Origin of the sequence: Leptospira ainlahdjerensis, from assembly GCF_016919175.1 — a bacterium.
GTDB classification, from domain to species: Bacteria; Spirochaetota; Leptospiria; order Leptospirales; family Leptospiraceae; genus Leptospira; species Leptospira ainlahdjerensis.
In genome coordinates this window covers 1-12389 of record NZ_JAFFPU010000028.1, presented here as the reverse complement: position 1 = coordinate 12389, position 12389 = coordinate 1, and the positions used below count along the sequence as shown (strand labels likewise).

Sequence of the window (12389 nt, the reverse complement as noted above, 5' to 3'; positions counted from 1 at the left end):
AAACGAAATCAAAAATTTTAGAAATTCCGTTTTTGTTCTCGAAGACTGGATTTACCGGCGGATCGGCTCTAAAATGAAATTTTCAAAAAAAGACCGGAGGGGAATCTTGCGGAACGGGAGCGGTTCGGAACCTTAAGAAAGTAGAAATCGGATAAGAATAACCTATACAAACAAAATTCTTTTCCCCATTTGGTGTAAAAGAATCCGAGCCCATGTTTTATAAATTTAGAATTTTTCTTTTTACTTGGATTCTTGTAATATTTGGAAACACCAATTCTCTCTTTGCGGAAGGGTTACAAAATCTGCCGAGCGCAAGAATCCCTTTGGATGAGAGTAAACGGCTCGATCCGGGAGAACTCGCGGAAAAGAAGGAAGGGATGTATGTAACGGCGCTTCCTCTTTTCAGTTCGGATCCCGTCCGCGGGCAAGGAGGAGGAATCCGAGCCAGCATCTTTTTTAACGGAAAAAAAGACGAACCGTATTACGAATACGAGCCCTATCGAAGAAAACTCACGATTCAACTTTTCCAAACGAACCAAGGGGTGAAGAATCATTTTATACAGTTCGATTCTCCTTATATCGCCAATACCGCTTTCCGATGGAAGAGCAGTCTCGGATTTGATTATAATCCCAATTCTCAATACTTTGGAATCGGAGAATCCTCTTTGCATACTCTTTCCTATCGACCCCGAAATCAACCGGGAATGAGTCTGGTGGGCAATGCAAACTTCGACGATTATGAAGCTTCCCAATCGTTTATCCGTCCGGCGAGGGCGGGTTCAGAGATTACACCGAGTATAAGTGATCAGGGATACAATCAATATCTATTCAATTCGACAACTTTTTTTAACAGCATCGATTTTACTTTCTGGAAAGCATTCAAATGGGTTGTAGCGAACGAGATCTCTAAAAACATCATCGGTCATTCCGATGGAAAATGGAATCCGTCCAAGGATCCATATCTCGCGGGGAATGTCTGGGAAACCTCGGTTCCCAACGGAGAATCGAAACTCACGGAAGACTATCACGCGGGAAGGATCAAAGGATACAACGGCGGCGAGATCGTCTATCTAAGGGCTGGGATCGCGTATGATACCCGGGATTTCGAACCGGATCCGGATCGAGGTATATTAGTAGAATTCAATATAGCAAACGTATCCAAAAGAACGGGATCCGACTTTGATTATAATAAACTTTTTTTTCAAACTAAGTATTTTCATAAACTGTTTCCGAGCTTATTCGAAGAATTGGTGTTCGCAGCCAGAGGCGCGTTAGGCTACACATCTTCGGGGGCTCCGTTTTCCGAAGTCCGTTATCTTTGGAGTTTGGACGGCCCGATGACGGGGATCGGAGGGCTTCAAACGATGAGGGGCTATCGACAGGATCGATTTGTCGCGCCCGTAGTCGGTTTTGGGAGTGTGGAACTTCGATGGAGGTTTACAACTTTTAAAATCGGAGACCAACTTTTTACGATGAGTTTAGTTCCTTTTTTCGACGTTGGAAGGGTTTGGAATTCGGAAAAAAACCTGAGCTTGACGGGTTACAAGTATTCCTGGGGAACGGGTTTGAGAATTATCTGGAACCAGGCCACCGTGATTCTCCTCGATTTTGCAAAATCAAAGGAAGACACACAGATGTTTTTGGATTTTAATCACGCATTTTAGAATATTCTCATGATCAACATTGACTTTTAGAAGTGGATGTCGATCATGAATGTAAAACTACTTTTTCTTAGCTTTATTTTTGAAAAAATAACCTTGATGATAAGCCTCAGCAAAAACGGATGTGATCAAATCATCCTGAGTCTGTTTTACGACTGAGGGAAAGTAGTAAAAAGGAAGTGCGAAGATCGGAAAGAGTTGCTGCCAAAGAACGACTTTTTCTTCTTTGATAACCGTTCCTATTTTTGCCTCGTTACTATCCAAAACATTCAGCGTTAATTTGAAATGATCACTCGCTGTGCTTGGAAACACATAGAGAGTGAGCCCTGTAAAGATCTCCGAGCCATTGTTTGTATTTCCGTTATCCTCTAATTCCAAGGAAAAGATAGAACCGAGGCGAGTTTTCCCTAGTCGGTTCAAAGAGCCTACGCGCGGGATTTTTTGTTCGACTGCAATTTGCCAGTCGGATTTGAATCGGAAACTGACGGCCTTTTCGATTCTATTTTAAATCACGAGAATGCTTGTTTTAAAAAACACTTTTGGTTCTGGGAAAATTTTTGTAACAGGTCCGTCAAGCCGGGCTTTGAAGTCAATCCACAGTAAATACGATATAATTTGAGAAAATGTTTAAGGAAAAGAAATGAAATCGTTGAACACGCTGCTTTGAAAGTCGCTGTTCCGTTCTGATGGAAGCGTGATCAGGTAACGTTGAAAGGATGCCATTTCCAGAAAGAAATTTCTAATCTCGAACATTCTTCTCTTTTACGCGTTTTGTTTTTTTATTTTCGCGAATTTCGGATACGGAACGAAAAAAGTGGGTTCTTAAAAATTTGTTCCAAACACTCTTTCTATCTTCATATCTCTTTTTATAAATAGAAGTTTCGTAAGATAATTTCATTTCTTAAGAATCTAAGGTTTGCTTCTTCAGCAAAGAAGACCCGAAAACATGCTGCATTTGAAGAAAAATAGAACATAAAATTAGCAAAATGATTAAAAAATAATCAATATTGCTTTCTTATTTTAAATATTAAACAATAAAATTAAAAACTGCTTGCAAAATGGGCTTTGTGTGGGAGGTTCTTTTTGAGGGTACGACCATGCTTCTGACCAATTACCAGACAGAATCTTTCTATGATGAGATGTTTTCCCCGGAAGGCGGGATTCGCCAAAGTTATCATTTTTTAAAATCGAGAATCGAAACCATGGACGATCGGGAATTGGTTCGAAGAAAGACGAGCGCGGAAAAAGCCCTTCTTTCTCTTGGAATCACTTTTAACGTCTATGGGGACGAAGAAGAGGAAGAAAGGATCATGCCTTTTGATATCATTCCTCGCATCATCACCGCGCACGAGTGGAGAAAACTGGAAGAAGGGCTCAAACAAAGAACGAGGGCTCTTAATCTTTTTATCAACGATATCTATCACGATGAAAAGATCATCAAGGATGGAATCGTTCCGGCGGAATACGTCTATTCTTCTCCCGGCTATCTTAAAGAATGTAAAGGAATTAATCCGCCTCAAGGAACTTGGATTCATATTTCGGGAACCGACTTGGTCCGCAACGGAGACGGCACGGTCCACGTTCTCGAAGACAATCTCAGATGTCCTTCCGGAGTTTCTTATGTATTAGAAAATCGTGAAGTGATGAAAAAGACTTTTCCTGAACTTTTTGCGAGTCTCTCCGTACGTCCTACCTATGATTATCCGATCCGCCTCCGGGGAATGCTCGAATATATGAGCGGTAAATCCAATCCTTCGATAACGGTTTTGACTCCGGGAATCTATAACTCGGCATACTACGAACATTCTTTTCTCGCCCAAAAGATGGGAGTTCCTCTCGTGGAAGGAAACGATCTCGTAGTCAAAGACGAGAAGGTTTATATGAGAACCACCCGCGGACTCAAGATCGTGGACGTGATCTACAGAAGGATTGACGACTCTTTTTTGGATCCTCTTGTTTTTAACAAGGATTCTCTTTTGGGTGTTCCCGGAATTTTCGAAGCGTATAAAAAAGGAAATGTAGCGATCGTAAACGCTCCGGGAGCGGGTGTTGCCGACGATAAGGTTTTATACACTTTTGTTCCTGCGATGATCAAGTATTATCTCGGAGAAGAAGCGATCATTCCTAATGTTCCGACTTATCTTTGTTCGAATGAGGAAGATAGAATATTCGTAAAAGAGAATATAGAAAATCTCGTAGTAAAGGCGGCCAACGGAGCCGGTGGTTACGGGATGTTGATCGGTCCTCGTTCTAGCAAAAAGGAACAGGAAGAGTTCTGCGATCTTATTGATCGGAATCCGAGAAATTATATCGCGCAGCCGGTTCTCAGTCTTTCCAGGGTTCCCACTCTGATCGAAGACAAATTGGAAGGGAGGCACGTGGATCTCAGACCGTTTATTCTCTATGGAGAAGACATCTATGTGATGCCGGGCGGTTTGACTCGTGTTGCGCTCAGAAAGGGATCTCTTGTGGTCAACTCCTCCCAAGGGGGAGGATCAAAAGACACCTGGGTGATGGGCGAAGGCTAAAAAGATACACATAAATCAGAACGAGAGAGGTTGCTATGCTGAGCAGAGTAGCTGAGTCCGTATATTGGATGAACCGATATATGGAGAGGGCGGAGAATTATTCCCGCTTCATCGACGTGAATTTTCAATTGTCCTTGGATCTAAACGAAGACGTAAACAGGCAGTGGATGCCCCTCGTATTTACTACGGGCGACAACGAACTCTTTCAAAAAAAGTTCGAGGAAGCTTCCAAAGAGAACGTGATTCATTTTATGACTTTTGAGACGGACAATCCGAATTCGATTATCAATTGTCTGGTGCGTGCGAGGGAAAACGCGAGAACGATCCGTGAAAATATTTCCACTCCGATGTGGGAAGTGATCAACGAATTCTATCTCAACTTTAAATCGAAAAAACATTTTTCCGATACGGATCTTTCCGCGTTAGGCGAGTTCTTTAAGACAATCCGAAATCAATGTCTTTTGTTTTACGGGTGTCAAGAAGCGACGATCTCTCAAGACGAGGTCTGGTATTTTGCCCAGCTCGGAAGATTTTTGGAAAGGGCAGATAAAACCGCGCGTATCTTGGATATGAAGTATTTTATTCTTCTTCCTTCGCACGACGTGGGTTCGAATTTGGATCTTCTTCAGTGGCTTTCTCTTTTAAAATCCACGAGCGCGCACGAGATGTTCAATCGGATGTATCAAAAGATCACTCCTAAAAACATAGCTGAGTTTTTGATTCTTGATCGGCAGTTTCCGAGAGCGGTCCGTTTTTCCCTAAGGAAAATATTCGAAAGTTTGAAACTTTTGAGCGGAACCGACATGGACGAATATTCCTGCGAAGCCGAAAAAAGGGTAGGGGTTTTGTTATCCGAACTCAGTTATACTTCGGTCGACGAAATTTTCAGTTCGGGAATGCACGAATATCTGGATCGTCTTCAGCTTCAGATCAACGGGATTCACGATCGTATCGATGAACGTTATTTTCGATTGTAACCGATTTTTTTAGAATCGAAACTTAGGCGGAAAACATTCTATGTCCATTCGAGTTGCTCTTACTCACGAAACGATCTATCAATATGATAAAAAGATTTCGCTTTCACCGCATGTGATTCGTCTTCGTCCGGCGCCGCATTGTAAAACAAATATCGTTTCCTATTCCTTAAAAGTGGAACCGGAGAAACAATTTTTAAACTGGCAACAGGATCCTTTCGGAAATTTTCAGGCGAGGCTTGTGTTTCCGGAAAAGGCGGACAAACTAAGCGTCCTCGTAGATCTCGTAGTCGATATGAAGGTGATCAATCCCTTCGACTTCTTTGTGGAAGCTTATGCCGAGGATTATCCGTTCGAATATGAGGAAATTCTTAAGTTAGAATTGGCTCCTTATTCGACTCCCTCCGAAAATGGAACACTCTTGCAATCCTATCTGAGAACATTGAGAGCGGACGGGATCACCGAAAAAAAAAGGATCATCGATTTTATTGTCGAACTCAATCGAAGGATTTCGTCTGACATCGGTTATATCATCCGTTTGGAACCGGGTGTTCAGACCTGCGAGGATTCTCTTCAAAAAAGAACGGGCTCTTGCAGGGATTCTTCTTTTTTGCTGGTTCAGATTCTGAGGCATTTCGGTTTAGCGGCTCGTTTTGTTTCCGGTTATCTCATTCAGTTGAAAGCGGACCAGGCTCCCTTGAAAGGTCCACAGGGACCGGAAAAAGATTTCACCGATCTGCACGCTTGGGCCGAGGTTTTCCTTCCCGGTGCGGGTTGGGTCGGAATGGATCCGACCTCCGGACTTCTCACCGGAGAAGGTCATATTCCGTTAGCCGCCACACCGGAGCCCATGAGCGCGGCGCCTATCTTCGGTTATGCGGATCCCGCCGAGACTACTTTCGGTTTTAGAATGGAAGTCGAAAGGATTCTGGAAAGTCCCCGGGTCACTCTTCCTTACTCCGAATCCAAATGGAACGATATTCTCAGGAGAGGAAAGGCTCTCGATCATAGGATCCAAGACCTCGGTTTGAAAATTTCAATCGGAGGAGAGCCGACGTTTATATCCGACGAAGATAGGGAAGCAGCGGAATGGAATCACGAGGCTCTTGGAGAAGAGAAGTTCAAACTCTCCAAAGAGCTTATGTTTCGTTTGAAGAAGGACTTTACCGAAGGTTCACTCTTGCAATTCTCTCAGGGAAAATGGTATCCCGGAGAACCTCTTCCTCGTTGGAGTATGAATTGTCTCTGGAGAAAGGACGGGGCCTCGCTCTGGAACGACGAATCTCTTTTGGTCGATACTCCCGATTCTCCAAAAAAGAAAAAGGAAGAGATCGACGCTCACAAAGCTTCGGAGACTCTCGCGTGCGCGATCTGTAGAACTCTCGGAATCGATCTTTCGTATATGATTCCGTTGTATGAGGATAATCTTTATTATCTTTGGAAAGAAGCCAATCTTCCGTTTGAACTCAAAAAAAACCCCGCGACCGCGTTCGACACTTTGGAAAGACAAAGATTGTTGAAACTACTCGATAAGGGGTTCAAAAAGGAAGTTGCTTTTGCTATTCCAGTATATTATAATTATGTTAATAATGAATGGGAGAGTTCGGTATGGGATTTTAGAAGGGAAAAACTCTTTTTGATTCCGGGTGATTCTCCGGCGGGTCTTCGAATCCCGTTTTCTTCCATCAGTGATCGTTTTCGAGAGATTCCGGAATTTACTTCGATTGAAAAAAAAGACAAACTTCCTTCCCGAAAAGTGTTAGAGGAAAAAATCCGAAAGAGGGCAAATTCTTCTCCTAAGATGTTCGCGGAAAAGGAATTACCGATTCAATCAACTCTTGTTGTGGAGGTGAGGGAAGGGATTCTTCATGTATTCCTACCTCCGGTTCCTTCTTCGGATGTTTGGGTGGATCTCATCGCCAGCATCGAACAAGCGACTCTTGATTCGGGCTTTCAAATACGTCTTGAAGGTTACGAGCCTGCGAGCGATGCAAGGATCGGTCTTTTTAGAATCACCCCGGACCCCGGTGTCATCGAAGTGAATCTGCATCCTTCTACTTCGTTTGCGGAACTTGAAAGTAAGACTAAAATTCTTTATGAAAGAGCGTTGGAAACAAAACTTAGTACGGAAAAATTTCAAGTGGACGGAAGGGCTTCCGGAACGGGCGGAGGGAATCATATCACCGTAGGAGCCTTGACGCCGGAAGAAAGTCCGTTTCTGATACGACCCGATCTATTGAGAAGCCTCACTACTTATTGGCAACACCATCCTTCTCTTTCCTATTTGTTCTCGGGTTTGTTTATCGGAACTACTTCGCAGTCCCCTCGAATGGACGAAGGAAGAGAGGACATCCTTTACGAATTCGAAGTCGCTTGTAGGCAAGTAGACAACTTGGAGAGCGTTCCTCCTTGGCTTGTCGATCGTCTTTTTAGAAATCTTCTCGTGGATATCACGGGGAACACACATCGTTCGGAGATTTCGATCGATAAACTTTATTCTCCGACGGGTTCGACGGGTCGTTTGGGTCTTGTGGAATTTCGCGCATTTGAGATGCCGCCTCACTATAAGATGAGCGTTGTACAGCAAATGTTTGTTCTTTCCTTGTTGTGTCGTTTTTGGGAGAAACCTTACAAACACGCTCCGATTCGAAGAGGTACGGAACTCCACGACAAATATCTTCTTCCGTTCTATGTCTGGGAGGATTTTAAGGACGTCCTAAGGGATCTAAAGGAACATGGTTATCCTTTTTATGAAGAAGACTTTATTCCATTTTTTGAATTTAGATTTCCTGAATATGGTCACATTCAAAAGGATACGATCAGAATGGAAATTAGAATGGCGTTGGAACCTTGGGAAGTTTTAGGTGAGGAAGCCAATTCTTTCGGAACATCGAGAGCCGTAGACGCTGCTTTGGAAAGAATTCAGGTCAAAATGGAGGGATGGACTGAAGGCCGATATATCCTTTCGTGCAACGGCTACGAGGTCCCTCTCAAATCGACGGGAAAAAACGGAGAAGCAGTCGCCGGCGTTCGGTTTAAAGCTTGGGCCCCCGTTTTTACCCTTCATCCGAATCTTCCGATCACAAATCCTCTTGTGTTTGATCTCTGGGATACGTGGAGCGAAAGATCGATCGGAGGTTGTAAATATTTTATTTCCCATCCGGGCGGACGATCTTACGATACTTTTCCTGTAAACTCTTTCGAAGCTGAAAGCAGAAGAATCAGTCGTTTTTCCGATCAAGGACATACTGCAGGAGTTACTAGTCGCCCGAAGAATCTTGCACATCCGCATTCTCCTTATACCTTGGATCTACGTCTGGCTCCAGGTCCCGGTTGGAAAAAAAAGACTTCGTAAAGAATCGCCAAAATGTACGGACTTTGAAAAATGGTTCAGAATTTTATGGTCAACCCAGCCAACGCAAGATTGAATCTGCGGGAAGGATACAACCCGAATCCATCCACCTATGACGAATTGTATGACGGAGAAGGCAAACTTAGGTCCAAATACGAATTCCTAATCAATTCTCTAGAGTCCTTATCTCAAGAGGAGTTGATGCGAAGAAAAAGGGATTCGCTTCGAATTCTTCAAGAAAACGGTGTGACGTATAACGTCTATGAGGAGCCCGGAGCCGTAGAACGTCTCTGGTCTTTGGATCTTTTTCCGGTTCTTATGGAAAGTAAGGAATGGGAAGGGGTAGAAAGGGGACTCGTTCAAAGAGCCGAACTTCTCGACGCGCTTTTTAAGGACGTCTACGGGCCGCGCAAATTGCTTTATGATAAAAAAATTCCGCCCGAGATTCTTTTTAGTTCCCCCGATTTTTTAAGACAGTGCAACGGCTTCGGTCATTCGACTTCGAACGAACTTTGTTTTATGGCCTCGGATCTGGCGAGACAAGAGAACGGAAGTTTTGTCGTTATCGGAGATCGGATTCAAGCTCCGAGCGGCTCGGGTTATTCTTTGGAGAATCGGATCGTTCTTTCCAGAATTTTTCCTTCGATCTACAGAGATTCTCAAGTGCATAGAGTCGCGCTTTATTTCCGTTCTTTAAGAAAGGCTCTTCAGTCCTTATCCAAGGTTCAAGAAAGAGAACCTATCATAGTATTATTAACTCCCGGCGCCGGAAACGAAACCTATTTTGAACACGCGTATCTTGCCGGTTACTTGGGCTTTACCCTGGCACAAGCGGAAGACCTAACCGTAAGAAATAATTTTGTCTTTATCAAAACGGTCGAAGGTTTGCAACAAGTCGACGTGATCTTTAGAAGAGTTGTGGATTTGTATATGGATCCTCTGGAACTCAAAGGAGATTCTCTTTTGGGTGTACCAGGAATCTTGAATGTGATCCGGGAAGGAAACGTCCGCGTTGCGAACCCGATCGGTTCAGGATTTCTGGAGAATAGGGCGATCCATCCGTTTTTATCCTCTCTTTGCAGATATTATTTATCCGAGGATCTCATTTTGCCTAACGTGAGAACTCTTTGGATGGGAAATTCGGAATCCAGGCAAGAAGTTTTGGATTATCCGGATCGATTCGTGTTCAAACGTGCGGTTCGAGATCCTATGGAACCGGGGGTTTTTCTTTCTTCGCTTCCGAATAGTGAAAGAGAACAGATCTGGAAAAAACTTTTTGCCCATCCTGAAAAATACGTAGCTCAAGAAATCGTAAACGGTTCCACCTGTCCGGTTCTTTCCGGAGAAAGTTTTATTCAAGGGAGATCGGTTTTTAGAGCGTTTACGACTCTTTCGGAAAACGGTTATATGACGATGTCCGGAGGTTTGGTGCGTGTAACAGAGAATGTGAACGATCTCGTGGTCACCAATCAGACTGGCGCGATTTCGAAGGATCTTTGGATCCTTGCCTCGGAGGAGAAAAAAGACGTAACTCTGCTTCCCGGAAAGACGGAAAGGATGCAGATCAGACGTAGCGGCGCGGGTATTCCGAGTCGGGTCGCGGACAATATGTTTTGGATGGGACGTTATGCGGAACGTTCTGAAAACCAGGCAAGATTGTTACGCGAGGTCATCTTGAATATGATTCATATGGACGAGCCTTATGAGAAAGATCAAGTCCAGCTCCTTCTTCAGATCGCGACACACGTAACCGCGACTTATCCTGGATTTTTACAACTCAATTTGGAGGATCCTCTGAACGGGGCTCGGGCGCAGATGTTCTCCCAAGTTTTCTCTCAACAACAGAACGGAAGCATCCGCTCAGATTTGAACGCTTATGTTAGAGCCTCCAAGTCGGTGAGAGATCGACTTTCGGAGGACAGCAGATATATTCTTTCGATGATAGAAACGGACGACGCATATAAATATGGCTCTTACGATGAAATTTTAGAATATCTGATTCTTCTGATTACCAGACTTGCGTCCATGTCGGGTCTCGGTATCGAAAGTATGTCCCGGGAAACCGGCTGGTATTTTATGAACATCGGAAAAAGAATCGAGAGAGCCTCGTACACGATCCGACTTGTGACCACGGTTTTGAATCAATCTACGCTTTATAACAAGAGTATGTTCGAAGCTCTTTTGAATATCAACGATATCAAGATCACATATAGAAGAAGATATCGTTATCGAATCGAAGCCGAGTCCGTTTTGGACATTCTCCTTTTTGACGAGACGAACCCGAGATCTTTGGCGTATCAATTGCGTAAACTCGGAGAATATATTTCGTATCTTCCTCACTCCGAAAAAGAGGAAGCGACCGCAGAGGAAAGAATCGTTTCGGAGGTAAGAAACCGATTTATCCAAGAGGATGCGAAACGTCTTTTTGAATACGTGAATCCTTCTTTGAGCATCGTGCGCTGGCTGAACGATATCAACTATCAGATCGCTTCCTTATCCGATTCGATCGGTGCGAGATATTTCCGTTATGTGGAAGAACAGATTCAGCTTGGGGATTATAACAATGGCTGACTATAGAGTAAAACACGTTACACGATACAGCTATCAAGAAGAAGTTTCCCACTGTCATAATCTCGCTCATATGTGTCCTGGAACCAATCGCCATCAGGATTGTAAAGATCTCAAGCTCAGAGTTCATCCGGGGCCGTCGGTCTCCGGTTATAGGAAGGACTATTTTGGAAATTTAGTATATTCGTTTTCTGTTGAGGATTCTCATCAATCCTTGGAGATCGTTTCGGAGAGTCGGGTGAGCACACATCCGATTGACTACGGAGATCTGACTCATTCTCCGAGGGTTTCCGAAATCCCAACTCTTTTAGCCTCTTCGCACTTAAGAGAGGATTTGGAAGCGCTGGAATATATCGCAGATTCGGCTTTTGCGGTCCGTGATCCCCTCTTTGCTAATTTTGCAAAGGAAATGATGGATTTTGAAAAACCGCTTTTACAAGCCGTGATGGATTATACTGTTCGATTTTATCAAACGTTTGAATTCAAAGCAGGCGCAACGACGATACAAACTCCGCCTGCCCAAGTTTTGAAAAATAGGAAAGGCGTTTGTCAAGATTTTACTCATCTTTCCATCTCGGCTCTACGAAGCGTTGGAATTCCTTGCAGATACGTTTCCGGTTATATAGAAACCTTTCCTCCTCCGGGGCAAACTAAACTTCAGGGATCGGATGCCTCCCATGCTTGGTTCTCAATCTATTCTCCAGGAATCGGTTGGGTGGATTACGATCCAACAAACGGAAAAATGCTAAGCGAAGAATATATTTTCACATCGATCGGTCGCGATTTCGCGGATGTCTCTCCTCTGAAAGGAATTTTATTCGGCGGGGGAAAACATAAATTGAAGGTCGAAGTAGATGTAATTCGAGAATAGGAATCCGTGGAATTTCTTTCTTCTTGGAATCAAAAGTTATCGTATCGTAGGAAGGATGTTTTTTTTTCCGTTGTATAGCGGATAGAATGAAAGAGAAAAAGCTGAGGGAAAGTATTTTTTTCTCTCATAACTAACTTTGCAGAGATGAAATTCGTATTGCCGCATCGTTAAAGTAGTTTTTGTAAAGCGTGGCGTTTATACGAACTTCGTGAAGATGTAGGTTTGCACTGAGTTTTTGTAAAGCGTGGCGTTTATACGAAGTTCATGAAGATGCAGGTTTGCGCTGGTTTTTGTAAATCGTGGCGTTTATACGAACTTCGTGAAGATGCAGGTTTTGCGCTGAGTTTTTGTAAAGCGTGGCGTTTATACGAACTTCGTGAAGATGCAGGTTTTGCGCTGAGTTTTTGTAAAGCGTGGCGTTTATACGAACTTCTT

General features: G+C 43.6%; 7 protein-coding genes. 6 read left to right on the top strand and 1 reads right to left on the bottom strand.

Annotation, left to right across the window (positions count from 1 at the left end; genetic code table 11):
• Window positions 1-212: 212 nt before the first annotated feature.
• Window positions 213-1664 (top strand): Omp85 family outer membrane protein, encoded by a 1452-nt coding sequence (gene omp85 / locus JWG45_RS06930; protein ID WP_205279037.1) that lies wholly within the window; start codon window positions 213-215, stop codon window positions 1662-1664.
• Window positions 1665-1721: 57 nt separating this feature from the next.
• Here omp85 and JWG45_RS06925 read toward each other — a convergent pair whose 3' ends face one another.
• A complete protein-coding gene (locus JWG45_RS06925; protein ID WP_205279036.1) occupies window positions 1722-2039 on the bottom strand; it encodes a hypothetical protein in 318 nt (105 codons plus the stop codon).
• Window positions 2040-2758: 719 nt separating this feature from the next.
• Here JWG45_RS06925 and JWG45_RS06920 point away from each other — a divergent pair.
• From JWG45_RS06920 to JWG45_RS06900, 5 genes are read left to right on the top strand one after another with little or no spacing between them, the layout of a single operon-like run.
• On the top strand, window positions 2759-4189 hold the full coding sequence (locus JWG45_RS06920; protein WP_205279035.1) for a circularly permuted type 2 ATP-grasp protein: 1431 nt from the start codon (window positions 2759-2761) through the stop codon (window positions 4187-4189).
• A 35-nt stretch (window positions 4190-4224) separates the two neighbouring features.
• Window positions 4225-5166, top strand: coding sequence for an alpha-E domain-containing protein (locus JWG45_RS06915; protein ID WP_205279034.1), 942 nt, complete (start codon window positions 4225-4227; stop codon window positions 5164-5166).
• Window positions 5167-5206: 40 nt separating this feature from the next.
• Window positions 5207-8518, top strand: coding sequence for a transglutaminase family protein (locus JWG45_RS06910; RefSeq protein ID WP_205279033.1), 3312 nt, complete (start codon window positions 5207-5209; stop codon window positions 8516-8518).
• A 30-nt stretch (window positions 8519-8548) separates the two neighbouring features.
• The gene (locus tag JWG45_RS06905; RefSeq protein WP_205279032.1) at window positions 8549-11086 is read left to right on the top strand and encodes a circularly permuted type 2 ATP-grasp protein; all 2538 of its coding nucleotides are present in this window, start codon (window positions 8549-8551) and stop codon (window positions 11084-11086) included.
• Window positions 11079-11954, top strand: coding sequence for a transglutaminase family protein (locus JWG45_RS06900; RefSeq protein WP_205279031.1), 876 nt, complete (start codon window positions 11079-11081; stop codon window positions 11952-11954). Before JWG45_RS06905 ends, JWG45_RS06900 begins: the two co-directional genes overlap by 8 nt.
• Window positions 11955-12389: the final 435 nt, after the last annotated feature.